General features: G+C 69.7%; 19 protein-coding genes. 12 read left to right on the top strand and 7 right to left on the bottom strand.

The genetic code is table 11. The features are described from left to right. Positions 1-7 precede the first annotated feature (7 nt). From ACZ4A5_RS29225 to ACZ4A5_RS29210, 4 genes are all read right to left on the bottom strand, one after another. The gene (locus ACZ4A5_RS29225; protein ID WP_467590689.1) at positions 8-775 is read right to left on the bottom strand and encodes a succinate dehydrogenase/fumarate reductase iron-sulfur subunit; all 768 of its coding nucleotides are present in this window, start codon (positions 773-775) and stop codon (positions 8-10) included. 88 nt (positions 776-863) lie between these two features. Beyond that, entirely contained in the window at positions 864-2,807 is a 1,944-nt protein-coding gene (locus tag ACZ4A5_RS29220) for a fumarate reductase/succinate dehydrogenase flavoprotein subunit (protein WP_467590688.1), read from the bottom strand. A gap of 14 nt (positions 2,808-2,821) precedes the next feature. Next, the gene (locus tag ACZ4A5_RS29215; RefSeq protein ID WP_467590686.1) at positions 2,822-3,667 is read right to left on the bottom strand and encodes a hypothetical protein; all 846 of its coding nucleotides are present in this window, start codon (positions 3,665-3,667) and stop codon (positions 2,822-2,824) included. Positions 3,668-3,723: 56 nt separating this feature from the next. Beyond that, the gene (locus ACZ4A5_RS29210; protein ID WP_467590684.1) at positions 3,724-4,008 is read right to left on the bottom strand and encodes a hypothetical protein; all 285 of its coding nucleotides are present in this window, start codon (positions 4,006-4,008) and stop codon (positions 3,724-3,726) included. 305 nt (positions 4,009-4,313) lie between these two features. Between ACZ4A5_RS29210 and ACZ4A5_RS29205 the strand changes: the two genes are divergently transcribed. The 12 genes from ACZ4A5_RS29205 (at position 4,314) to ACZ4A5_RS29150 (ending at position 20,598) form a co-directional block, all read left to right on the top strand. Then, on the top strand, positions 4,314-6,359 hold the full coding sequence (locus tag ACZ4A5_RS29205; RefSeq protein WP_467590682.1) for an ABC transporter family substrate-binding protein: 2,046 nt from the start codon (positions 4,314-4,316) through the stop codon (positions 6,357-6,359). A 207-nt stretch (positions 6,360-6,566) separates the two neighbouring features. Further along, positions 6,567-8,471 carry a translational GTPase TypA gene (gene typA / locus ACZ4A5_RS29200; protein WP_398871171.1) on the top strand — a complete coding sequence of 635 codons (1,905 nt, stop codon included), beginning with the start codon at positions 6,567-6,569 and terminating at the stop codon, positions 8,469-8,471. A gap of 459 nt (positions 8,472-8,930) precedes the next feature. Beyond that, positions 8,931-10,541, top strand: a complete 1,611-nt coding sequence (locus ACZ4A5_RS29195; protein ID WP_467590680.1) for a peptide ABC transporter substrate-binding protein — start codon at positions 8,931-8,933, stop codon at positions 10,539-10,541. A 142-nt stretch (positions 10,542-10,683) separates the two neighbouring features. Beyond that, positions 10,684-11,613, top strand: a complete 930-nt coding sequence (locus ACZ4A5_RS29190) for an ABC transporter permease (protein ID WP_467590678.1) — start codon at positions 10,684-10,686, stop codon at positions 11,611-11,613. Beyond that, positions 11,606-12,556 carry an ABC transporter permease gene (locus ACZ4A5_RS29185; protein ID WP_467590677.1) on the top strand — a complete coding sequence of 317 codons (951 nt, stop codon included), beginning with the start codon at positions 11,606-11,608 and terminating at the stop codon, positions 12,554-12,556. Before ACZ4A5_RS29190 ends, ACZ4A5_RS29185 begins: the two co-directional genes overlap by 8 nt. Positions 12,557-12,567: 11 nt before the next feature. Then, positions 12,568-13,629 (top strand): ABC transporter ATP-binding protein, encoded by a 1,062-nt coding sequence (locus ACZ4A5_RS29180; RefSeq protein ID WP_467590675.1) that lies wholly within the window; start codon positions 12,568-12,570, stop codon positions 13,627-13,629. After that, positions 13,622-14,773: an ABC transporter ATP-binding protein gene (locus ACZ4A5_RS29175; RefSeq protein ID WP_467590673.1), complete on the top strand. Its 1,152-nt coding sequence runs from the start codon at positions 13,622-13,624 to the stop codon at positions 14,771-14,773. Before ACZ4A5_RS29180 ends, ACZ4A5_RS29175 begins: the two co-directional genes overlap by 8 nt. Before the next feature lie 211 nt (positions 14,774-14,984). Continuing rightward, positions 14,985-16,601 (top strand): peptide ABC transporter substrate-binding protein, encoded by a 1,617-nt coding sequence (locus tag ACZ4A5_RS29170; protein ID WP_467590671.1) that lies wholly within the window; start codon positions 14,985-14,987, stop codon positions 16,599-16,601. Positions 16,602-16,667: 66 nt separating this feature from the next. Further along, entirely contained in the window at positions 16,668-17,591 is a 924-nt protein-coding gene (locus ACZ4A5_RS29165) for an ABC transporter permease (protein ID WP_467590668.1), read from the top strand. Then, complete coding sequence (locus ACZ4A5_RS29160; protein ID WP_467590665.1) at positions 17,584-18,555, top strand: ABC transporter permease; 972 nt, start codon at positions 17,584-17,586, stop codon at positions 18,553-18,555. Before ACZ4A5_RS29165 ends, ACZ4A5_RS29160 begins: the two co-directional genes overlap by 8 nt. 11 nt (positions 18,556-18,566) lie before the next feature. Beyond that, positions 18,567-19,568: an ABC transporter ATP-binding protein gene (locus ACZ4A5_RS29155; RefSeq protein WP_467590663.1), complete on the top strand. Its 1,002-nt coding sequence runs from the start codon at positions 18,567-18,569 to the stop codon at positions 19,566-19,568. After that, positions 19,558-20,598: an ABC transporter ATP-binding protein gene (locus ACZ4A5_RS29150; RefSeq protein ID WP_467590660.1), complete on the top strand. Its 1,041-nt coding sequence runs from the start codon at positions 19,558-19,560 to the stop codon at positions 20,596-20,598. Before ACZ4A5_RS29155 ends, ACZ4A5_RS29150 begins: the two co-directional genes overlap by 11 nt. Before the next feature lie 205 nt (positions 20,599-20,803). Here ACZ4A5_RS29150 and ACZ4A5_RS29145 read toward each other — a convergent pair whose 3' ends face one another. Genes ACZ4A5_RS29145 through ACZ4A5_RS29135 form a run of 3 tightly spaced genes read right to left on the bottom strand, consistent with a single transcriptional unit; the run spans position 20,804 to position 23,872 of the window. Next, a complete protein-coding gene (locus ACZ4A5_RS29145; RefSeq protein WP_467590658.1) occupies positions 20,804-21,862 on the bottom strand; it encodes an ABC transporter ATP-binding protein in 1,059 nt (352 codons plus the stop codon). Further along, on the bottom strand, positions 21,859-22,881 hold the full coding sequence (locus ACZ4A5_RS29140) for an ABC transporter ATP-binding protein (protein WP_467590655.1): 1,023 nt from the start codon (positions 22,879-22,881) through the stop codon (positions 21,859-21,861). The genes ACZ4A5_RS29145 and ACZ4A5_RS29140 overlap by 4 nt, the downstream gene beginning before the upstream one ends. Before the next feature lie 13 nt (positions 22,882-22,894). Next, the gene (locus ACZ4A5_RS29135; RefSeq protein ID WP_467590652.1) at positions 22,895-23,872 is read right to left on the bottom strand and encodes an ABC transporter permease; all 978 of its coding nucleotides are present in this window, start codon (positions 23,870-23,872) and stop codon (positions 22,895-22,897) included. Positions 23,873-24,040 lie beyond the last annotated feature (168 nt).

The raw sequence follows: 24,040 nt of genomic DNA, 5'->3' as shown, positions 1-24,040 counted from the left end.
GCCGGGCTCACTCCCCGCGGCGCCGGATCTTGTTGCCCAGCCACACCAGTGGGTCGTACTTACGGTCGGCGGCCCGCTCCTTGAGCGGGATCAGCGCGTTGTCCGTGATCTTGATGTGCTCGGGACAGACCTCCGTGCAGCACTTGGTGATGTTGCAGTAGCCCAGGCCGTGCTCGTCCTGCGCGGCGCGCTTGCGGTCGATGCCCGCCTCGGCCGCCGCGTCCAGAGGGTGCATGTCCAGCTCGGCGACGCGCATCAGGAAGCGGGGACCGGCGAAGGCGGTCTTGTTCTCCTCGTGGTCGCGCACCACATGGCAGGTGTCCTGGCACAGGAAGCACTCGATGCACTTGCGGAACTCCTGCGACCGGCCGACGTCCTCCTGCCGCATCCGGTAGTCCCCGGCCGCCACTCCCGGCGGCGGCACGAAGGCGGGCACCTCGCGCGCCTTCGCGTAGTTGAAGGACACGTCCGTCACCAGGTCCCGCAGCACCGGGAAGGCCCGCATCGGCGTCACCGTCACCGTCGCGTCCGGATCGAGGGAGGACATCCGGGTCATGCACATCAGCCGCGGCCGGCCGTTGATCTCCGCGCTGCACGAACCGCACTTGCCCGCCTTGCAGTTCCACCGGACGGCCAGGTCGGCGGCCTCGGTGGCCTGGAGCCGGTGGATGACGTCGAGGACCACCTCACCCTCGTTGACGGCCACGGTGTAGTCGACGAGTCGCCCCCCGTCCGCATCACCCCGCCAGACCCGGAAATGGGCGTCGTAACTCACGCGTTCTCCTTGTTCGCTTCTCCGCCCGCGTGGCGCAGAGGCGCGGGTTTCGTATTCGTCTGCCGCCCGGCGGCCACGCGTGCGACGCTCACGTAGTCAGCTCCTCGTCCGTCAGATACTTGACCAGCTCGTCCTTCTCGAAGAGCGCCAGCAGGTCGCCGCGGATCGGCGGCATCTCGCGCCGGGCCACCCGCACGAGCCCCAGCAGGGGGTCGGCCGCCGCGGAGCCCGGGCTCTCCTCCGCCAGCCGGCAGACGAGGTTCACCCGCCGCCACTGCCGGTCCATCGCCGGGTGGTCGTCGCGCGTGTGCCCGCCCCGGCTCTCCGTGCGCTCCAGGGCCGCGCGCGCCACGCACTCGCTGACGAGCAGCATGTTCCGCAGGTCCAGGGCCAGGTGCCAGCCGGGGTTGAACTGCCGGTGCCCCTCCACCCCCGCCCGCCGGGAGCGGTCCCGCAGCGCCGCGAGCCGGCGCAGCGCCTCCGACATCTCGGGGCCCTTGCGGATGATGCCCACCAGGTCGTTCATCGACTGCTGGAGCTCCTGGTGGAGGGTGTACGGATTCTCCGCCGGGCCCTGCGAGACGGCCGGGTCGCCGCCCTCGGCGCCGAACGGGCGCAGCGCCTCCGCCTCCGCCGCCTCGATGTCGGTGTCGGACACGGCCAGCCGGTCCGCCGCCGCGAGCCCCGCCGCGTAGCGGGCGGCGTAGAGCCCGGCCCGGCGCCCGAAGACCAGCAGGTCGGAGAGGGAGTTGCCGCCCAGCCGGTTGGAGCCGTGCATGCCGCCCGCGACCTCGCCCGCGGCGAAGAGGCCGGGCACGCCGATCGCCGCCGCCGTGTCCGGGTCGACGTCCACCCCGCCCATCACGTAGTGGCAGGTGGGCCCGACCTCCATCGGCTCGGCGGTGATGTCCACGTCCGCCAGCTCCTTGAACTGGTGGTGCATGGAGGGGAGTTTGCGGCGGATGTCCTCGGCGGGCAGCCTGCTGGAGATGTCCAGGAAGACCCCGCCGTGCGGGCTGCCGCGGCCCGCCTTCACCTCGGAGTTGATGGCGCGGGCCACCTCGTCGCGGGGGAGCAGCTCGGGCGGGCGGCGGTTGTGGTCGGGGTCCTTGTACCAGCGGTCGCCCTCCTCCTCGGACTCCGCGTACTTCTCCTTGAAGACGTCCGGGACGTAGTCGAACATGAACCGCTTGCCGTCGCTGTTGCGCAGCACCCCGCCGTCGCCGCGCACGGACTCGGTGACCAGGATGCCCTTGACGGACGGCGGCCAGACCATGCCGGTCGGGTGGAACTGCACGAACTCCATGTTGACCAGCGACGCCCCGGCGAGCAGCGCGAGCGCGTGCCCGTCGCCCGTGTACTCCCAGGAGTTGGACGTCACCTTGAAGGACTTGCCGATGCCGCCGGTGGCCAGCACCACGGCCGGGGCCTCGATGGTGAAGAAGCGGCCGGACTCGCGCTCGTAGCCGAAGACGCCGGAGATCCGCTCACCGCTCTTGAGCAGGCGCGTGACCGTGCACTCCTGGAAGACCTTCAGCCGGGACTCGTAGTCACCGCTCTCCCGGTGGTCCTCCTGCTGGAGCGAGACGATCTTCTGCTGGAGGGTGCGGATCAGCTCCAGGCCCGTACGGTCGCCGACGTGCGCCAGCCGCGGGTACTCGTGGCCGCCGAAGTTGCGCTGCGAGATCCGGCCGTCGGCGGTGCGGTCGAAGACCGCGCCCCACGTCTCCAGCTCCCAGACCCGCTCGGGCGCCTCCTGGGCGTGCAGCTCGGCCATCCGCCACTGGTTGAGGAATTTGCCGCCGCGCATGGTGTCGCGGAAGTGGACCTGCCAGTTGTCGCCCTGGTTGACATTGCCCATGCTGGCGGCGATGCCGCCCTCGGCCATGACCGTGTGGGCCTTGCCGAACAGCGACTTGCAGATCACCGCGCAGCGCAGGCCCTGCTCCCGGGCCTCGATGGCGGCCCGCAGCCCCGCGCCTCCGGCACCGACCACGACGACGTCCCAGGATTGCCGGGCCGTACGCGACATCAACATGCCCCTCTCTAGAAAAAGCGCGGATCGTCGAAGGCGCCGCTGGCGACGAGATAGACGTAGAAGTCGGCGACCGCCACGCTGACCAGGGAGGCCCAGGCGAGCAGCATGTGGCGGGCGTTCAGCGCGCTGACCCAGCCCCACATGCGATAGCGCACGGGGTGCTTGGAGAAGTTGCGCAGCCGGCCGCCGACGATGTGCCGGCAGGAGTGGCACGAGAGGGTGTACGCCCAGATCAGGGCGATGTTGGCGAGCAGCACGAGCGTGCCGAGCCCCATGTGACCCCACTCGCCCCGCGCGTCGCGGAAGCCGAGGACGGTGTCGTACGTGAGGATGCCCGCGACGATCACCGCGAAGTAGAAGAAGTAGCGGTGGACGTTCTGCAGGATCAGCGGGAAGCGGGTCTCGCCGGTGTACTTCTTGTGCGGCTCCGCGACCGCGCAGGCCGGGGGCGAGGCCCAGAAGCCGCGGTAGTACGCCTTGCGGTAGTAGTAGCAGGTCAGCCGGAAGCCCAGCGGGAAGATCAGCACCAGCAGGGCCGGTGACAGGCCCCACCAGGAGCCGAAGAGGCCCCAGTCCGCGCCGTCCTTCATGGGGACGCAGTTCTTCGCGACGCAGGGCGAGTAGAACGGCGAGACGTACGGGGCGGCGTAGTAGTCGCCGTTCGCGAAGGCGCGCCAGGTGGAGTAGACGACGAACGCCAGCAGCCCGGCGGCCGTGGCCGCGGGCGCGAGCCACCAGCGGTCGGTGCGCAGGTGGCGGGGGGCGATCGAGGCGCGCGACGCGTGGTGCACGCCACCGGGGGACTGGCTGGGGGCGGTGGCGGTGCCTGTCCGGGGATCGGTACCAGTGGCCAAAGTGGGACTCCGGGGAGGAGTGGGTGGTCGGTGTCTCGCCGCGCTGCCCGGGGGTGTCAGGGGGCGTGCCGGTCGCGGGCCCCGAGCCCCTCCTCCTCGGCGTCCTTCCACAGCGAGGCGTCGTACGGGGCGTCGGGCACCGGGACCGGCTCGGGGCGGGGCTGGTCGGTGGCGTGGACGGAGCGCAGGAGCGTGACGCTCTCGCGCAGGTGGGCGGCGTCGGTGCGCACGCGCCGCAGCTCCAGGTCCCGGGCGCCCAGGTGGGGTTCCAGCCGGGCGAGCGCGCGGCCGAGGTCGTCCAGGCAGCGCTGGACTGCCGTCACTTCATCGTTCAGGGACATGGGTCCTTGCCCTCACTTCCGCGATCGGCGGTTGCGGGTGACGACGGTGTTGCGACAGTGAGTGTCGCGCGTCACACCCCTCCGGGGGAAGATAGCGTTCGCGATCGCGCCGTCGGGGGAGGCGCCGCACCACGTTCGGGGGCCTGGGCACCGTTCCGCCACGTGGGTGGCGTGCGGCCCGGCGGCGCCGTGTCGGCGCCCCTTCGCCATGCCCGTCGCTTTGAGTGGTTGTCGGTAGATGCGATCAACCGCGCATTGCGCCGGACGAGCCATCCGGCGGCAGCCCAGTCCGGCGGAGGTATCCCATGGCCCCCCTCTCGGCACCCCTGACGACCCTGACCCGGTCCCGCACGGGCCGCTCCGCCGTGCTGCTCGCCGCGGGCGTCCTGCTCCCGCTGCCCGTCCTGGCCGGCTGCGGCGGGGGCCACGACGATGCCGAGGGCTCCGTCACCCCGCCGGACATCGCCGCCGCCCCGCGCGCCAAGGTCGCCGACCGCGGCACCCTGCGCTGGGCGGTGGACGCGCTGCCCGCGACCTTCAACACCTTCCAGGCCGACGCCGACCCCACCACCCAGCGCGTCGCCGGAGCGGTGCTGCCCGCGCTGTTCACCATGGACCGGAGCGGGCGCCCGCAGCGCAACGCCGACTACCTCACCTCCGCCACCGTCGCCGAGCGCGAGCCCCGGCAGGTCGTCGTCTACAAGCTCAACCCCAGGGCGGCCTGGAGCGACGGCAAGGCCCTGTCGGCCGCCGACTTCGAGGCCCAGTGGAAGGCGCTGCGCGGCAAGGACAGCGCCTACTGGACGGCGCGCAACGCCGGCTACGACCGGATCGACCGCGTCGAGCGGGGCACCGACGCCCACGAGGTCAAGGTCACCTTCGCCAAGCCCTTCGCCGACTGGGCCTCGCTCTTCACCCCGCTCTACCCGAAGTCCGTGATGGGCAGCCCGGGCGGCTTCAACGACGGCGCCCGCAACGAGCTGAAGGTCTCCGCGGGCCCCTTCCGGGTCGACTCCCGCGACAAGGACGAGGGCACGCTCACGCTCGTACGCGACCCGAAGTGGTGGGGCGACCGGGCCAAGCTCGACCGCCTCGTGCTGCGCGCGGTGCCGCCCGGCGAGCGCGCCGACGAGCTGGCGGACGGCAAGCTCGACCTCGCCGACGTGAGCCCCTCCGTGGCGCACCGGATCATCGCCGCGAACAAGCCGCTGAAGAAGGGGGAGAAGGGGGAGGGGGAGAAGGGCAACCGCGCCGTGGTGGGCCGGCCCCCCGAGGCCGAGGCGCTGCGCGGGCTGACCGTGCGCAAGTCCCTGGAGCCCGCCTACACCCAGCTCGCCCTGAACGGCGCCTCCGGCCCGCTGGCCGACGAGCGGGTGCGCCGCGCGGTCGCCCGCGCCATCGACCGCAAGGACCTCGCCGAGGTGGTGCTGCGCCCGCTGGGCCTGCCCGCCGACCCGCTCGGCAGCCACTTCTACATGGCCGGACAGCAGGGCTACGAGGACAACAGCGACGCCATCGGCGGGCCCGACCCCAAGGCCGCCGAGGCCCTGCTCGGGGACGCGGGCTGGCAGCAGAAGGGCGTCCACGGCTCGGCCCTGTCGAAGAAGCAGGCCGAGGCGGACAAGGCGGGCCGCCCGGGCCGCGGCACCGAGCCCACGGAGGACGAGGAGGACACCCGGACCGCCGACGCGCCGGCCGGCGAGCCGGGCGAGGAGTCGGCCGCGGAGCGGCAGGAGCGCGAGGAGCGCACGGGCCAGCCCGGCGACGTCGACGAGAAGGCCCCCCGCGACGCGGGCGGCAAGGCGATCGCCGCCCCGGTCCGGATGAAGGACGGCAAGAAGCTCAGCCTCCGCTTCATCCTTCCGGAGGGCGCGGCCGCCGAGCCGCTGCGGGCCGTCGGCGACCGCATCGCCCGGCGCCTGGAGGCGGTCGGCATCCACACCGACATCACGAAGGTCGCCGACGCGGGCTACTTCAAGGACCACATCGCCGCGGGCAGCTACGACCTCGCCCTCTACTCCTGGCCCACCACGGCCTTCCCCGCGACCGACGCCCGGCCCGTCTTCGCCAAGCCGCAGCCCGCGGCCGACGGCTCGCTGCTGGTGGAGCAGAACTACACCCGGGTCGGCACGGACCAGATCGACCAGCTCTTCGAGCAGGCGTCCACGGAGCTGGACGCGGACGTCTCCCACGACCTGGTCGACCGCGCGGACGCCCGGATCTGGGCGGCGGCCGGCTCCATCCCCCTCTATCAGCGGCCCGAGCTCGTCGCCGCCCGCGGCACCGTGGCCAACGCCGGGGCCTTCGGCCTCGCCACCCCGCGCTACCAGGACCTCGGCTTCCGCGCCTGACCGGGCGCGCGGCCGCCGGAGGGGCTCGTTCCGGCGGCCGGGCCGATGGAATTACCGCAGGTCAGAACGCCTGTACGCATCCCCGGGCCGCCGAAGTCGGCGCGGGCCCGTACCATGGAGTTGATAGGCCGTGGCGTGTCCTGCCCGGCAGGCGCGCGTACCGGACCGTACGCGTCGCCATCCACGATTCCGGGAGAAGCGCCGCAAGTGCCCACGCGCCACGACATTCGAAACGTCGCCATCGTCGCCCACGTCGACCACGGCAAGACGACCATCGTCGATGCCATGCTCAAGCAGGCCGGTGCCTTCGCCGCGCACCAGCTCGAGTCCGTCGACGACCGCGTCATGGACTCGAACGACCTGGAGCGTGAGAAGGGCATCACGATCCTCGCCAAGAACACGGCGGTGAAGTATCACCCCAAGGACGGCGGGGACCCGATCACGATCAACATCATCGACACCCCCGGCCACGCCGACTTCGGTGGCGAGGTCGAGCGCGGTCTGTCGATGGTCGACGCGGTCGTGCTGCTCGTCGACGCCTCCGAGGGCCCGCTGCCCCAGACCCGCTTCGTGCTGCGCAAGGCGCTCGCCAAGCGGATGCCGGTCATCCTGTGCATCAACAAGACGGACCGCCCGGACTCCCGCATCGACGAGGTCGTCAACGAGACGTACGACCTCTTCCTCGACCTGGACGCCGACGAGGACCAGATCGAGTTCCCGATCGTCTACGCCTGCGGCCGTGACGGCGTCGCCTCGCTGACCAAGCCGGAGGACGGCACCGTCCCCGCGGACAGCACCAACCTGGAGCCGTTCTTCTCCACGATCCTGGAGCACGTCCCGGCCCCGACGTTCGACGAGGAGGCGCCGCTCCAGGCGCACGTCACCAACCTCGACGCCGACAACTTCCTCGGCCGCATCGCGCTGCTCCGCGTCGAGCAGGGCGAGCTGCGCAAGGGCCAGACGGTCGCGTGGATCAAGCGTGACGGCACCATCGCCAACGTCCGCATCACCGAGCTGATGATGACCGAGGCCCTCACCCGCAAGCCCGCCGAGATGGCCGGCCCGGGTGACATCTGCGCCGTCGCCGGTATCCCCGACATCATGATCGGCGAGACCCTGGCCGACCCGGAGAACCCGATCGCGCTGCCGCTGATCACGGTGGACGAGCCGGCGATCTCCATGACCATCGGCACCAACACCTCGCCGCTGGTCGGCCGTGGCGGCACCGGCAAGGGCGCGGACGCCAAGTCCGCGGTCAAGGACCGCAAGGTCACCGCCCGCCAGGTCAAGGACCGCCTGGACCGCGAGCTGGTCGGTAACGTCTCGCTGCGCGTCCTGGACACCGAGCGCCCCGACGCCTGGGAGGTGCAGGGCCGCGGTGAGCTGGCGCTGGCCATCCTGGTCGAGCAGATGCGCCGCGAGGGCTTCGAGATGACGATCGGCAAGCCGCAGGTCGTCACCAAGCAGGTCGACGGCAAGACCTACGAGCCGGTCGAGCGCCTGACGGTCGACGTGCCCGAGGAGCACATGGGCGCGGTCACGCAGCTCATGGGCACCCGCAAGGGCCGGATGGACAACATGTCCAACCACGGCTCCGGCTGGGTCCGCATGGAGTTCGTCGTCCCGTCCCGCGGCCTGATCGGCTTCCGCACGGAGTTCCTGACGAACACCCGCGGCACCGGCATCGCCCACTCCATCCACGAGGGCCACGAGCCGTGGTTCGGCGAGCTGAAGACCCGTAACAACGGCTCCCTGGTCGCCGACCGCGCCGGTGCCGTCACCGCCTTCGCGATGACGAACCTCCAGGAGCGCGGCGTCCTCTTCACGGACCCGGGCACCGAGGTCTACGAGGGCATGATCGTCGGCGAGAACTCCCGCGCCGACGACATGGACGTCAACATCACCAAGGAGAAGAAGCTCACCAACATGCGCTCCTCCTCCGCCGACTCCTTCGAGGCGATCGTCCCGCCGCGCAAGCTGTCGCTGGAGCAGTCCCTGGAGTTCTGCCGCGACGACGAGTGCGTCGAGGTGACCCCGGAGGCCGTCCGCATCCGCAAGGTCGTCCTGGACCAGAAGGAGCGCGGCCGCACCGCCTCCCGCGCCAAGCGCTGACGCGTCTGACGCACCGGCAGTTTCCCTGGGGCCCGGCTTCACCACTTTCACCGGTGGTGGTGCCGGGCCTCTGGCATGCTCGGGGTAGGCGCCGCCGGCCTTCCGGGCAAGTGATTAAGTGCCAGGTTTAGCCCACGAGTGTCCGAATAGCGGACAGACAACAGCAGTTGTTGTGTTAACAGTCCGTTTCGCGGGTGTCTGTCTCTCCTCGCTTTGTCCGGATTTCGGACAGGCGAATGTGATCGATGTGACCAAAGCGAGACCCTTTAAGTGTGGTTTACAAGCCGGACGTACTCAATAGTTGGGTTCATTGAGCTCGGGTCAATGGGTCACGCGCTGTGGGGAGCGCCGACTCACGAGCACACTCGGGGTACCGGTTCCGTCTCCGCTGTCAGGGGTGTCAGCGTGGGACCGGTGCCTCTCTTGTAGTGGACAGTGGACTCCTGAGGAGGCATACCCATGCGCGGTGCCAAGAGTGCGAAGTGGGTCACAAGCGCGATAGTCGTGGCCATGGCCGCGACGGCTTGTGGCGGTGGATCCGACAGCTCGTCAGACTCGGGCAAACCCCAGGGTTATGTCTCCATGGACAACGGCGAGCCGCAGAACCCGCTCATCCCCTCGGACGTCAACGAGACCTTCGGTCACCAGGTCGTCACCGCGCTGTACTCGCCGCTGGTGAAGTTCGGCGACCAGGGCAAGATCGTGAACGACGCCGCCGAGAAGATCTCGACGGAGGACTCCAAGACCTGGACGATCAAGATCAAGTCCGGCTGGACGTTCCACAACGGCGAGAAGGTCACCTCGCAGTCGTACATCGACGCGTGGAACTGGGGCGCCAACGCCAAGAACAACCAGAAGGACAGCCTCTGGTTCAACGACATCAAGGGCTACGAGGACGTCCACCCGGACAAGGGCGACCCGAAGACCGACAAGATGTCCGGCCTCAAGGCCGTGGACGAGACCACCTTCACCGTCGAACTCAGCCACGCCGTCCCGTACTTCGAGTACAAGCTGGGCTACGTGCCGTTCATGCCGCAGCCGAAGGAGTTCTTCAAGGACCCCAAGGCGGCCGGCCAGAAGCCGATCGGCCAGGGCCCGTACAAGTTCGAGAAGTGGGAGCACAAGAAGCTCATCCAGGTCGGCGCCTACGACGGCTACAAGGGTGACGACAAGCCCAAGAACAAGGGCGTGCAGTTCAAGGCGTATTCGTCGGTCGAGGCCGCCTATCAGGACCTGCTCTCCGACAACCTGGACGTGATCCGCCAGGTCGGGCCCAAGGACCTGCCGAAGTACAAGTCGGACCTGGGCGACCGGGCGATCGACCAGCCCTACGCGGCCGTGCAGAGCATCGTCCCGGCCTTCTACAGCGAGCCGTTCAAGAACGTCAACCCCAAGGTGCTCCAGGGCCTGTCGATGGCCATCGACCGCCCGACCATCACCAAGACGGTCCTGAACAACACCCGCGTCCCCGCCACCAGCTTCACGTCGCCGGGTGTCATGGGCAACCAGACCGACCTCGGCGTCGACGTCTTCAAGTTCGACCCGACGAAGGCCAAGGAGCTCATCAAGGAGGGCGGCGGCGTCCCCGGCAACAAGATCTGGATCCAGTACAACGGCGACGGCGGCCACAAGGAGTGGATCACCGCCGTGTGCCAGAACATCCGCCAGAACACCGGCATCGAGTGCCTCGGTGACGCCAAGCCGGACTTCCAGGCCGACCTCGACATCCGTGACCAGAACAAGGTCAAGGCGATGTACCGCGGTGGCTGGGTCGCCGACTACCCGCTGAACGTCAACTTCATGCGCGAGCTCTACCGCACCGGTGCCGAGGCCAACAGCGGCCGCTTCTCGGACAAGAGCATCGACGAGCTCTTCGACAAGGGCGACAACGCCAAGACCCTGGACGAGTCGGTCAAGGACTACCAGGAGGCCGAGAAGGCCATGGCGCAGAAGATGCCGGCCATCCCGCTGTGGAACTACAAGGCCAACGCCGGTTTCTCGAAGAAGGTCGAGAACGTGAAGTTCGACTTCCGCGGCGACCCGGTCGTCACCGAGATCACCCCCAAGTAGTCCCCGCACTCGCGGACCCATCCGCAACCGGTACCCCCGCCACCCCCGTGATCCGGTACGGGCGGGAAGGCGCCGGGGGCCGCCCCCACAGCCCCGCTGTCGGGGCGGCCGCCTGTGCCGTCGTAATCCATATGGAGGCACCATGGGGCGCTATGTCGCGCGGCGACTGCTCCAGATGATCCCGGTCTTCCTCGGGTCAACCTTGCTGATCTTCCTCATGATGCACGCCCTGCCCGGTGACCCGGTGCGGGCGATGTGGGGAGAGCAGGCCATCGATCCGTCGCAGATCGCCCGTGTCAAGCACGACCTCGGGCTCGACCTGCCGCTCTGGCACCAGTACTGGAACTACCTGAGCGGGCTGTTCCAGGGCGACTTCGGTACCCAGATCGCCAGTCAGAGACCCGTGGCCGACGTGATCGCCGACGCTTTCCCGGTGACGATCCGACTGACGCTGTTCGCGTTCGTCTTCACCGTGGTCGTCGGCATCAGCCTCGGTGTGCTGGCCGGTCTGCGCGCCGACCGCTGGCTGGACAAGGGGGTGCTCTTCTTCACCCTGTTGCTGGTGTCCGTGCCGTCCTTCGTTCTCGGCTACGCGTTCCAGTTCCTGTTCGCCATGAAGCTGGGCTGGCTGACGCCCACCGTCCAGAACTCCGAGGACTTCGGGCAGTTGTTCATGCCGGCCATCGTGCTGGGCTCGTTGTCCCTCGCGTACGTCACCAGGCTGACCCGGACCTCCATCGCGGAGAACATGCGCGCCGACTACATCCGCACCGCCGTCGCCAAGGGCCTGCCGCGGCGCCGTGTGGTCAGCGTCCATCTGCTGCGCAACTCCCTGATCCCCGTGGTGACTTTCCTCGGCACCGACCTCGGCGCCCTGCTGGGAGGCGCCGTCGTCACCGAGGGCATCTTCAACATCAACGGTGTCGGACGCGCCATCTACGAGGCCCTCAACCGCCACGAGGGTTCCACCGTCACCGGCATCGTGACGCTGCTCGTCATCGTCTATCTCCTGGCCAGCCTGATCGTCGACCTGCTTTACGCGGTCCTGGACCCGAGGATCCGTTATGCCTGAGGCAACCGAAGGCACCGCCACCCTCCCGGCCGCCGAGGAGCAGGCCGCGCCCCGGAGCCAGGCCGGCAGCAAGACCGGCAAGCCGCGCAGCCTGTGGTCCGACGCCTGGCGCGATCTGCGCCGCAACCCGCTGTTCGTGGCGTCGGCCGTGCTGATCCTGCTGCTTCTGGTGATGACGTGCTTCCCGAGCCTGTTCACCGACGCCTCGCCGCGTGACGGCAATCTGCAGGGCGCCTTCCTCAAGGACCCGGAGTACGGGAAGTTCTTCTCGGCCGAGTGGCTGGGCTACGACGGCCAGGGCCGCAGCATCTGGGCCCGGCTCGTCTACGGTGCTCGCGCCTCCGTCATCGTCGGTGTCGTGGTCACCGCCGCCGTCACCCTCTTCGGCGGCTTCGTGGGCATGCTGGCCGGCTACTTCGGCGGCTGGCTCGACAGCCTGCTCTCCCGCCTCACGGACATCTTCGCCGGCATCCCGTTCCTCCTCGGCGCCATGGTCGTGCTCACCTCCTTCGACGTGCGCTCCGTCTGGGTCGTCTCCGGCGCTCTGATCGTCCTCGGCTGGACGCAGATCGCCCGTGTCATGCGCGGCTCGGTGATCTCCTGCAAGCAGGCCGACTACGTGATGGCCGCCAAGGCGCTCGGCGCCGGCACCGGCCGGATCCTGCTGCGGCACATCCTGCCGAACGCGGTCGCCCCGGTGATCGTGGTCGCGACCATCGCGCTCGGTGGCTACATCTCCGCCGAGGCCACCCTGTCCTACCTGGGCATCGGCCTGGCCGACCCGGTGGTCTCCTGGGGCATCGACGTCTCGGCGGGCAAGGACCAGTTGCGCAACGCGCCGCACGTCCTGCTCTTCCCGGCGCTGATGGTCTCGATCACGGTGCTGGCCTTCATCATGCTCGGCGATGCGGTCCGCAACGCCCTCGACCCCAAGCTGCGCTGAGGGAGGCGTACGTGACCACTATCGAAAAGACGGCAGGCGCCGAGGAACAGCGCCCGGCCGACGGCAAGAAGAGCGCTCCGCTGCTCGAAGTCCGTGACCTGCACGTGGAGTTCCACACCCGCGACGGCGTCGCCAAGGCCGTCAACGGTGTCAACTACTCCGTGGACTCCGGGGAGACGCTCGCCGTGCTCGGCGAGTCCGGCTCCGGCAAGTCCGTGACGGCGCAGGCCATCATGGGCATCCTCGACATGCCGCCCGGGAAGATCCCGCAGGGTGAGATCCTCTTCCGCGGTCAGGACATGCTGAAGATGTCCGCCGAGGAGCGGCGGAAGATCCGTGGCGCCAAGATCGCCATGATCTTCCAGGACGCCCTTTCCTCCCTGAACCCCGTGCTCAGCGTCGGCTATCAGCTCGGCGAGATGTTCCGGGTGCACAAGGGGATGTCCAAGAAGGACGCCAAGGCCAAGGCCGTCGAGCTGATGGACCGGGTGCGCATCCCGGCGGCCAAGGAGCGGGTGGGCGACTATCCGCACCAGTTCTCCGGCGGTATGCGCCAGCGCATCATGATCGCGATGGCGCTGGCCCTGGAGCCCGACCTGATCATCGCGGACGAGCCCACCACGGCCCTGGACGTGACCGTCCAGGCGCAGGTGATGGACCTGCTGGCCGAGCTCCAGCGCGAGTTCAACATGGGCCTGATCCTCATCACCCACGACCTGGGTGTCGTCGCGGACGTCGCCGACAAGATCGCCGTGATGTACGCGGGCCGCATCGTCGAGACCGCGCCCGTCCACGAGCTCTACAAGCGCCCCGCCCACCCCTACTCGCGCGGCCTGCTGGACTCGATCCCGCGCCTGGACCAGAAGGGGCAGGAGCTCTACGCGATCAAGGGGCTGCCGCCCAACCTGCTCGCCATCCCGAGCGGATGCGCGTTCAACCCCCGCTGCCCCCAGGCGCAGGACATCTGCCGTACGGACGTGCCCGCCCTGCACCAGGTGACCGAGCGGGACGGCGCGTCGCTCGCCGGCCGCGGCAGCGCGTGCCACTTCTGGAAGGAGACGATCCATGGCTGAGACCGGCAAGAAGGACACGGCCGTGGCGGAGGCGACGCCCAATGTCTCCGAGGTCGTCGCCACCGACGCGAGCACGACCGCGGAGGTCGAGGCGGTTCTCGACGCTCCCGTGGACCGCGGCGAGCCCATCCTCCAGGTCCGCAATCTGGTCAAGCACTTCCCGCTGAGCCAGGGCATCCTCTTCAAGCGGCAGGTCGGCGCCGTCAAGGCCGTCGACGGCATCACCTTCGACCTCTACCGGGGCGAGACGCTCGGCATCGTCGGCGAGTCGGGCTGCGGCAAGTCGACGGTCGCCAAGCTGCTGATGACCCTGGAGACGGCCACCTCGGGCGAGGTCTTCTACAAGGGCCAGGACATCACCAAGCTGTCCGGGCGCGCGCTGAAGGCCGTGCGCCGCAACATCCAGATGGTCTTCCAGGACCCCTACACCTCGCTCAACCCCCGGATGACGGTGGGTGACATCATCGGCGAGCCCTTCGAGATCCACCCCGAGGTGGCCCCGAAGGGCGACCGGCGCAAGCGGGTGCAGGAGCTGCTGGACGTCGTCGGGCTCAACCCCGAATACATCAACCGCTACCCGCACCAGTTCTCCGGCGGCCAGCGCCAGCGCATCGGCATCGCCCGCGGCCTCGCGCTCAACCCGGAGATCATCGTCTGTGACGAGCCGGTCTCCGCGCTGGACGTCTCCGTGCAGGCCCAGGTCATCAACCTGATGGAGAAGCTCCAGGACGAGTTCAACCTCTCCTACATCTTCATCGCGCACGACCTGTCCATCGTCCGGCACATCTCCGACCGGGTCGGCGTGATGTACCTCGGCAAAATGGCCGAGATCGGCACGGACGCGCAGATCTACGAGCACCCGACGCACCCCTACACCCAGGCGCTGCTCTCCGCCGTGCCCGTGCCCGACCCGGAGGCGCGCGAGGGCCGGGAGCGGATCATCCTGACCGGCGACGTGCCCTCCCCGGCGAACCCGCCGTCCGGCTGCCGCTTCCGCACGCGCTGCTGGAAGGCGCAGGACAGGTGTGCCGAGGAGCTCCCGCTGCTCGCGATCCCCGAGGTCTACCAGGGCAAGGACACCCCGGCCGCGCACGAGTCGGCGTGCCACTTCGCCGAGGAGCGGCAGGTGGTTCCGGCGGCGTAGCCGTCCGCACATCCCCGGGCCGGGATCCGTCCCGGGCCTTGGTCCCCGTGAACGCCGGGCGGGCCGGATCTCCGGCCCGCCCGGCGTTCACGCGTGCCCGCACTCACGCATACGGGCGGTTTCTGCGCCACCCGGCACCCAGAGAGCCTCATGAAGTCACCATATGGGGTGTTATCTCGTCCTAAGCAAGGCTGAGGACGAGGAGGGCCCCATGCGGGGAGTCGCGTGTGTCCGGTGGGGCGTCTGTGTGGTGGCGATGGCGCTGGTGGCGTCGGGGTGCGGGGGAGGCGGCAGCGACGGCGCCGGGGTCGTGCGGGCCTCCTGGGGGGATCCGCAGAACCAGCTGGAGCCCGCCGACACCAACGAGGTCCAGGGCGGCAAGGTGCTGGACATGATCTTCCGCGGGCTCAAGCGGTACGACCCCAGGAGCGGCGCGGCGGAGAACATGCTCGCCGACCGGATCGAGACCTCCGACCAGCAGAATTTCACCATCACCGTCAAGGACGGCTGGACCTTCAGCAACGGCGAGAAGGTCACCTCGAAGTCCTTCGTGGACGCCTGGAACTACGCGGCCCTGATCGACAACAAACAGAAGAACGCGTCCTTCTTCGCGTATATCGACGGCTACGAAAAGGTCCACCCGGCCAGTGGGACGGCGACCTCGAAGGCTCTCCCCGGCCTGTCCGTGAAGGACGACAGGACCTTCACGGTCAAGCTGCGGACGAAGTTCTCCACCTGGCCCGACACCCTCGGCTACGCCGCCTACGCCCCGCTGCCCGCGGCCTTCTTCGAGGACCACGCCGCCTGGCTGAAGAAGCCCATCGGCAACGGCCCGTACGTCATCGACTCCTACCGCAAGGGCTCGTCGATGAAGCTCCTGAGGTGGAACGCCTATCCGGGCCCCGACAAGGCGCGGAACAAGGGCGTGGAACTGCGGGTCTACACCGACAACAACACCGCTTACACCGATCTCCAGGCCGGGAACCTCGATCTGGTCGACGACATTCCGAGCGCGCAGCTGAAGAACGTCAAGAAGGACCTCGGCGACCGCTACATCAACCAGCCGGCCGGCATCATCCAGACCCTGGCCTTCCCGATGTACGACCCGGCCTGGTCGAAGCCCGGGATGGAGAAGGTCCGCCGGGGGCTGTCCATGGCCGTCAACCGCGAGCAGATCACCGATCAGATCTACCGCAGGACCCGCACCCCCGCGACCGACTGGACCTCCCCGGCCCTCGGCGACAAGGGCGGCTACAGATCGGGCCTGTGCGGTGACGCCTGCACCTACGACGCCGCCATGGCGAAAAAGCTGATCCAGGACGGCGGCGGGCTGCCAGGCGGCCGGGTCACCCTCACCTCCAACGTCGACACCGGCTCGCACCGCGTGTGGATGGACGCCGTCTGCAACAGCATCAACAACGCCCTGGGCAACGACCGGGCGTGCACCGTCAACCCCATCGGCACCTTCGCGGACTTCCGGAACCAGACCGCCGAGCAGCGGATGACCGGCCCCTTCCGCTCGGGCTGGCAGATGGACTACCCGCTCATCCAGAACTTCCTGCAACCGCTCTACTACACCGACGCCTCGTCGAACTACGGGAAATTCTCGGACCCGCGGTTCGACAAGCTCGTCGACGAGGCCAACGCGGAAAGCTCGGCCGACAAGGCGGACGCCACGTTCCAGGACGCCGAGAAGATCCTCGCCGAGCAGATGCCGGCCATTCCGCTGTGGTACCAGAACGGCAGCGCCGGCTATTCCGAGAAGCTCTCCGAGGTCACGCTCAATCCCTTCAGCGTGCCCGTCTACGAGCAGATCAAGGTCAGCTGACGAGCCTTCGTACGGACCGGGAGGCCCGGCCCGACCGGGCCTCCCGCCACGACCCCCGGAGCCCTCATGGGACGGTATGTGATCCGGCGGCTGCTCCAGATGATCCCGGTGTTCATCGGCAGCACGTTCCTGATCTTCTTCATGGTCTACACGCTGGGCGACCCCGTCGCCGCGCTCTTCGGCGACAAGGCGCCCGACCCCGCGACCGCCGCGCGGATCCGCCAGGAGCTCTATCTCGACGCGCCGCTGTGGAAGCAGTACCTGCACTACATGGGGCAGATCCTCACCGGTGACTTCGGCACGGCCTTCAACGGCCAGAAGGTCACCGAGCTGATGGCGGGCGCCTTTCCGGTGACGCTGCGCCTCACGCTCACCGCCATCGTCTTCGAGATCGTCGTGGGCCTCGTGCTCGGCGTCCTCAGCGGGCTGCGGCGCGGCCGCTCGGTGGACACCTCGGTGCTGCTGCTCACCCTCGTCGTGGTCTCCATCCCGACCTTCGTCAGCGGCTATGTGCTGCAGTTCCTCTTCGGCGTGAAATGGGGGCTGGCCTCGCCGTCGGTCTCGCCCGACGCCCCGCTCGACGAGCTGCTCCTGCCGGGGGTGGTGCTGGGCCTGACCTCGCTGGCGTACGTCACCCGGCTGACGCGGACGTCCATCGCGGAGAACTCCCGCGCGGACTACATCCGCACGGCCGTCGCCAAGGGCCTGCCGCGGGGCCGGATCATCACCCGGCACCTGCTGCGCAACTCCCTGATCCCCGTCGTCACCTTCATCGGCACCGACATCGGGGCGCTGATGGGCGGCGCCATCGTCACCGAGCGGATCTTCAACATCCACGGCGTCGGCTATCAGCTGTTCCAGGGCATCCTGCGGCAGAACTCGCCGACCGTGGTGGGCTTCGTGACCATCCTGGTCATCGTCTTCCTGGTGGCCAATCTGCTGGTCGACCTCCTCTACGCCGTGCTCGACCCGAGGATCCGCTATGCCTGAGTCCCCCGAGCCGCAGGACGCCGTCACCCCGGCCGGGGGCGGCGCGATGAGCCTGGCCACCAGCGAGGCGGAGACGCTGGAGAAGGGCCCGCCGCCGACCGCCGGCGTGCCCACGGGCAAGCCCCGCAGCCTGTGGTCCGACGCCTGGCAGGACCTGCGCCGCAACCCCGTCTTCGTGGTCTCGGCGCTGGTCATCCTCTTTCTGGTGCTGATCGCCGTCTGGCCGGAGATGATCGCGAGCGGGAACCCGCTCCAGTGCGACCTCGCCAAGGCCCAGGACGGTTCCGCGCCCGGCCACCCCTTCGGCTACGACGCCCAGGGCTGCGACGTCTACACCCGTACGGTCCACGGCGCGCGCGCCTCCATCACCGTCGGCATCTGCGCCACGGCCGGGGCCACTCTGCTCGGCAGCGTCCTCGGCGGGCTCGCGGGCTTCTACGGCGGCTGGTGGGACGCGCTGCTCTCCCGCCTCGCCGACGTCTTCTTCGGCATCCCGATCATCCTGGGCGGGCTGGTCTTCCTCTCGGTGGTCACCAGCGGATCGGTGTGGCCCGTCGTCGGGTTCATCGTGCTGCTGGGCTGGCCGCAGATCTCCCGCATCGCCCGCGGCGCCGTCGTCACCGCGAAACAGAACGACTACGTCCAGGCCGCGCGGGCGCTCGGCGCCGGCGACGGGCGGATGCTGCTGCGGCACATCGCGCCCAACGCCGTGGCGCCGGTCATCGTCGTGGCGACCATCGCGCTCGGCACCTACATCGCCCTGGAGGCGACGCTGTCCTTCATCGGCGTCGGGCTCAAACCGCCCACCGTCTCCTGGGGCATCGACATCTCCAACGCCTCCGTCCAGATCCGCAACGCCCCGCACATGCTGCTGTGGCCCGCGGGAGCGCTGAGCATCACGGTGCTGGCGTTCATCATGCTCGGCGACGCGGTGCGCGACGCCCTCGACCCCAAACTGCGCTGAGGAGCGGGCGGATGGAGCACCAGGAAGCACAGCCGGTCCTGCTGGACGTACGCGACCTCCAGGTCGAGTTCCGCACCCGCGAGGGCGTGGCCAAGGCGGTCAACGGCGTCGACTACAGCGTCCGGGAGGGCGAGACCCTCGCCGTGCTGGGGGAGTCGGGCTCGGGCAAGTCGGTGACCGCGCAGGCGATCATGGGCATCCTCGACTCGCCACCGGGCCATGTCACCGGCGGCCAGGTCTTCTTCCGCGGCCAGGACCTGCTGACCATGCCCGCCGAGACACGCCGCCGCCTACGGGGCGCCAAGCTCGCCATGATCTTCCAGGACGCCCTCTCCTCGCTCAACCCCGTGCTGAGCGTGGGCGCCCAGCTCAGCGAGATGTTCGAGGTGCACGAGGGGATGACCCGCAAGGACTCGCGGGCCAAGGCGGTCCAGCTGATGGACCGGGTGCGCATCCCGGCGGCCAAGGAGCGGGTGGGCGACTATCCGCACCAGTTCTCCGGCGGTATGCGCCAGCGCATCATGATCGCGATGGCGATCGCCCTGGAACCCGCCCTCGTCATCGCGGACGAGCCCACCACGGCCCTGGACGTGACCGTCCAGGCGCAGGTGATGGACCTGCTGGCCGAGCTCCAGCGCGAGTACGACATGGGCCTCGTCCTCATCACCCACGACCTGGGTGTCGTCGCGGACGTCGCCGACAAGATCGCCGTGATGTACGCGGGCCGCATCGTCGAGACCGCCCCCGTCCTCGACCTCTACGCCGCGCCCGCCCACCCCTACACCCGCGGCCTCCTCGACTCCATCCCGCGCCTGGACCGCAAGGGCAAGCAGCTCTACGCGATCAAGGGGCTGCCGCCCAACCTGACCGCCATCCCGCCCGGCTGCCCCTTCAACCCCCGCTGCCCCCGCGCCCAGAGCATCTGCCGCACCGACCGGCCACCGCTCTTCACCGTCGCCCCCGGCCGGACCAGCGCCTGCCACTTCTGGAAGGAAACCCTCGATGAGAGCTGACGGCGAGGTGATCCTGGAGGTGCGCGACCTCGTCAAGCACTACCCGCTGACCCAGGGCATCGTCTTCCAGCGGCAGGTCGGCGCCGTCCAGGCCGTCTCCGGCGTCTCCTTCGACCTGCGGCGCGGCGAGACGCTCGGCATCGTCGGTGAGTCCGGCTGCGGCAAGTCGACCGTCGCCAAGCTGCTGGTCAGCCTGGAACGGCCGACGAGCGGGCGGATCCGCTACAAGGGCGAGGACATCACGGGGCTGTCCGGGCGCGCGCTGAAGGCCGTGCGCCGCAACATCCAGATGGTCTTCCAGGACCCCTACACCTCGCTCAACCCCCGGATGACGGTGGGTGACATCATCGGCGAGCCCTTCGAGATCCACCCCGAGGTGGCGCCCAAGGGCAGCCGGCGGCAGAAGGTCCGCGACCTGCTGGACGTCGTCGGCCTCAACCCCGAATACATCAACCGTTACCCGCACCAGTTCTCCGGCGGCCAGCGCCAGCGCATCGGCATCGCCCGCGGGCTAGCGCTGCGCCCGGAGATCATCGTCTGTGACGAGCCGGTCTCCGCGCTGGACGTCTCCGTGCAGGCCCAGGTCGTCAACCTCCTGGAGCGGCTCCAGGCCGAGTTCGACCTGTCGTACGTCTTCATCGCCCACGACCTGTCCGTGGTCCGGCACATCTGCGACCGGGTCGCGGTGATGTATCTCGGGCGGCTCGCGGAGGTGGGCACGGACGAGCAGATCTACGAGCACCCGACGCACCCCTACACCCAGGCCCTGCTGTCCGCCGTACCCCTCCCGGACCCCCGGGCCCGAGCTCGCCGCGACCGGATCCTGCTGGCGGGCGACGTGCCCTCGCCCGCGGCGCCGCCGTCCGGGTGCCGCTTCCGGACGCGGTGCTGGAAGGCGCGGGCGAAGTGTGCGGAGGTGGTGCCGCCGCTGGAGGTACCGGACTGGTTCCGGGAGGGGGGTGGCGGGGCTACACACGAGTCGGCGTGCCACTTCGCCGAGGAGCGGGGGGTTGTGCCGGGGGGTGGGTGAGGGGGCCTGCTGGGTGCGGGTCTCGTTGCCGCCTGCGGCGGGAGCGCCCTGCGGGCGCGTCCTCAATCTCCCCCAGCGGTAGCTGGGGGAGATTGAGGACAACGCGCGAAGCGTGTTGCGGGGTCTGGGGCGGCAGCCCCACTTTCGGGAAGGGGCGGGTAGGGGAAAAAGCCCGCCGCAGGCGCGAGTCGGCCCGCGGCGGACGTCACCCCGACAGCGCCGGATCCAGGATCACCTCCCGGTCGCGCTCCACCGTCGGCGGCTCCGGAAAGTGACACGCCGTCAAATGCGCTGAGCCGCTCCCTTCCAAGCGCACAAGCGAAGGCTCCTCCACCGCACACCGATCCCGCGCCTTCCAGCACCGCGTCCGGAAGCGGCACCCCGAAGGCGGGCTGATGGGGGAGGGGACGTCGCCCGCCAGGCGGATCCGTTCGCGGACCGGCGAGCCCGCGGTGAAGCCCTCCGGGACCGCGGACAGCAGCGCGTGGGTGTAGGGGTGGCGCGGGCGGCGGTAGATGTCGTCGCGGTCGCCCACCTCGACGATGCGCCCGAGGTACATCACGGCGACGCGCTGCGAGAAGTGCCGGACGACGGCGAGGTCGTGGGCGATGAAGAGGAAGGCGATGCCGAGCTCGCGCTGGAGGGAGCGGAGCAGGTTGACCACCTGCGCCTGGATGGACACGTCGAGCGCGGACACCGGCTCGTCCGCCACCACCAGCCGCGGTTCCAGGGCGAGCGCGCGGGCCACCCCGATGCGCTGCCGCTGGCCGCCGGAGAACTCGTGCGGGAAGCGGTTGTAGTGCTCGGGGCTGAGCCCCACGGTCTCCAGGAGCTCGCGCACGCGCGCCTCGCGGCCGCCGGGCGGCCGGATGCCGTTGATCTCCATGGGCCCGGAGATGATCCGGCCGACGGTCTGCCGGGGGTTCAGGGAGGCGTACGGGTCCTGGAAGATCATCTGGATCTGGGCGCGGACCGGCGCCAGCTCCGTACGCGAGGCGTGGGTGATGTCGCGGCCCTGATAGGTGATCCGGCCGGCCGTGGGCTCCAGCAGGCGGGTGAGCAGCCGCCCGGTGGTGGACTTGCCGCAGCCCGACTCGCCGACCAGGCCGAAGCTCTCGCCCGCCCGTACGGTCAGGTCGATGCCGTCCACCGCCTGCACCGCCCCCACCTTCCGGCGGAACGGGAAGCCGCCCATGATCGGGAAGTGCTTGGTCAGCCCCTCGGCGACGAGCAGCGGCTCGCCTGCGGACACCTGGTCGCTCATCGGGACTCCTCGGGCCGGTCGAAGGCCGTCCGCTGCCGGGCGGGCGGGAGGTGGCAGGCCGCGCCGCGGCCGGGCGGCAGCTCGGGGCGCTCGGTGCGGCACCGGTCGCCGCCGACCTCGGCGACGTAGCCGCAGCGCGGGTGGAAGGGGCAGCCGGGCGGCGGCGTGAGCAGGCTCGGCGGGGTGCCGGGGATGGGCACGAGCGGCTCCTCGACGTCGGAGTCCAGCAGCGGCATGGAGTTCAGCAGCCCCCAGGTGTACGGGTGGCGGGGCTCGTGCAGCACCTCGCGGACCGTGCCGCGCTCCACGGCCCGGCCCGCGTACATCACCAGCAGCTCGTCCACCGTGTGGGCGACCACCCCGAGGTCGTGGGTGATGAGGATGATCGCCGAACCGGTCTGCTGCTGGAGCTCCTTGAGCAGGTCGAGGATCTGGGCCTGCACGGTGACGTCGAGGGCCGTCGTCGGCTCGTCGGCGATCAGCAGCTCGGGGTCGCAGACGAGGGCCATCGCGATCATCGCCCGCTGCCGCATCCCGCCGGAGAACTGGTGCGGGTAATCGTCCACGCGCAGCGTGGCGTTGGGGATGCCGACCTTGTCGAGCATCTCCACGGCGCGCTGCCGGGCCTCGCGCCGGGAGGCTCCGGTGTGCTTGCGGTAGGGCTCGGCGATCTGGCGGCCGACGGTGTAGTACGGCGAGAGCGCGGTGAGCGAGTCCTGGAAGATCATGGCCATCTTGTTGCCGCGGAGCTTCTCCAGCGTGGACTCGGGCGCGCCGGTCAGCTCCTGTCCGTCGAGCAGGATCTCGCCCTTGATCTCGGTGTGCCGCGGGTCGTGCAGCCCGAGGACCGCGAGGTTGGTGACGGACTTCCCGGAGCCGGACTCGCCGACGATGCCGAGCGTGCGGCCGCGTTCCAGCTCGAAGGAGAGCCCGTCGACGGCCTTGACGACGCCGTCCTCGGTGGCGAAGCGGACGAACAGATCCCGTACGGCCAGGAACGCGCCCTCGGATGTGGTCACGGTGTCGTTGCTCCTAGGCGAGGCGCACGCGCGGGTCGATGAGGGCGTAGGCAGCGTCCACCACGATGTTGGCGACGACGATCGCCGTGCAGCCGACGAGCATCACCGCCATCAGGGTGGGCAGGTCGGTCTCGCTGACCGAGGAGACGGCCAGCCGCCCCAGCCCGTGCAGGCTGAAGGTGAACTCGGTGATGATCGCGCCGCCGAAGAGCGACCCGAGGTCGATGCCGAAGATGGTGACGATCGGGGCCAGCGCGCCCCGCCAGGCGTAGCGGAAGAAGACGGCGCGGCGGCTGAGGCCCTTGGCGCGCGCGGTGCGCACATGGTCCTCGCCCAGCTGCTCGATCATCTGGGAGCGCGTCATGCGGCTGTAGTTGGCGATGAAGATGATGGAGAGCACCAGCCAGGGGATGAGCATCCCCATGAACCACTTCCCGGGGTTCCGGGTGATCGGGTAGTAGGCGGGGTTGTCCATCCAGTGCAGCCCGCTGACGAGGACCGCGAGCGCGATCACGCCGACGAAGTAGATCTGGAGGGCGTTGCCGACCAGCGACAGGGAGCTGAAGAACTTGTCGATCCAGGTGCCGCGGAAGGCCGCGGCGATCATCCCGATGCCGACGCCCACGACGAGGAAGACGGCCGCCCCGCCGAGGGTGATGGACAAGGTGGTCGGGAAGCGGTCGACGATGGTGCCCCAGACCGGCTGCTGGTTGGAGAAGGAATAGCCGAAGCAGGGGGCCGGGCAGTGGCCGACGGAGAAGTCGCGGCCGACGAAGATGCCCGTCATGTAGTGCCAGTACTGGACGGGCACCGGCTGGTCGAGCCCCAGGTTCTTGTTGATGACGGCGATGGCGTCCGGGGTGCAGTTCTTGCCGCAGGACATCAGGGCCGGCTCGGAGGGCAGCGCGAAGAAGAGCAGGAAGGTGATCGCGCTGATCAGCAGGATGATCACGATCGCGCCGAGCGAGCGGCGGGCGAGGAATCGAAGCATGGTTCGCGGTCTTCCGGTCGGCGGGCTGTCCGGAGGGCGGGGCGCGGGCCGGACGGCGGTACGGGTCCGGTGCGGGGGTGGGGGGGGGGGGGGGGGGGGGGGGGGGGGGGGGGGGGGGGGGGGGGGGGGGGGGGGGGGGGGGGGGGGGGGGGGGGGGGGGGGGGGGGG

The organism is Streptomyces sp. NPDC025618, assembly GCF_055558795.1.
This window is presented reverse-complemented; position numbering and strand designations above follow the sequence as displayed.

What these genes read in the sequence shown, in the direction of transcription:
- ACZ4A5_RS29205 (WP_467590682.1), top strand. Translation starts at nt 4,314, where the DNA reads ATGGCCCCCCTCTCGGCACCCCTGACGACCCTGACCCGGTCCCGCACG.
- ACZ4A5_RS29165 (WP_467590668.1), top strand. Translation starts at nt 16,668, where the DNA reads ATGGGACGGTATGTGATCCGGCGGCTGCTCCAGATGATCCCGGTGTTC.
- ACZ4A5_RS29160 (WP_467590665.1), top strand. Translation starts at nt 17,584, where the DNA reads ATGCCTGAGTCCCCCGAGCCGCAGGACGCCGTCACCCCGGCCGGGGGC.
- ACZ4A5_RS29220 (WP_467590688.1), bottom strand. Translation starts at nt 2,807, where the DNA reads ATGTCGCGTACGGCCCGGCAATCCTGGGACGTCGTCGTGGTCGGTGCC.
- ACZ4A5_RS29195 (WP_467590680.1), top strand. Translation starts at nt 8,931, where the DNA reads ATGCGCGGTGCCAAGAGTGCGAAGTGGGTCACAAGCGCGATAGTCGTG.
- ACZ4A5_RS29155 (WP_467590663.1), top strand. Translation starts at nt 18,567, where the DNA reads ATGGAGCACCAGGAAGCACAGCCGGTCCTGCTGGACGTACGCGACCTC.
- ACZ4A5_RS29175 (WP_467590673.1), top strand. Translation starts at nt 13,622, where the DNA reads ATGGCTGAGACCGGCAAGAAGGACACGGCCGTGGCGGAGGCGACGCCC.
- ACZ4A5_RS29185 (WP_467590677.1), top strand. Translation starts at nt 11,606, where the DNA reads ATGCCTGAGGCAACCGAAGGCACCGCCACCCTCCCGGCCGCCGAGGAG.
- ACZ4A5_RS29190 (WP_467590678.1), top strand. Translation starts at nt 10,684, where the DNA reads ATGGGGCGCTATGTCGCGCGGCGACTGCTCCAGATGATCCCGGTCTTC.
- ACZ4A5_RS29150 (WP_467590660.1), top strand. Translation starts at nt 19,558, where the DNA reads ATGAGAGCTGACGGCGAGGTGATCCTGGAGGTGCGCGACCTCGTCAAG.
- ACZ4A5_RS29145 (WP_467590658.1), bottom strand. Translation starts at nt 21,862, where the DNA reads ATGAGCGACCAGGTGTCCGCAGGCGAGCCGCTGCTCGTCGCCGAGGGG.
- ACZ4A5_RS29210 (WP_467590684.1), bottom strand. Translation starts at nt 4,008, where the DNA reads ATGTCCCTGAACGATGAAGTGACGGCAGTCCAGCGCTGCCTGGACGAC.
- ACZ4A5_RS29135 (WP_467590652.1), bottom strand. Translation starts at nt 23,872, where the DNA reads ATGCTTCGATTCCTCGCCCGCCGCTCGCTCGGCGCGATCGTGATCATC.
- ACZ4A5_RS29170 (WP_467590671.1), top strand. Translation starts at nt 14,985, where the DNA reads ATGCGGGGAGTCGCGTGTGTCCGGTGGGGCGTCTGTGTGGTGGCGATG.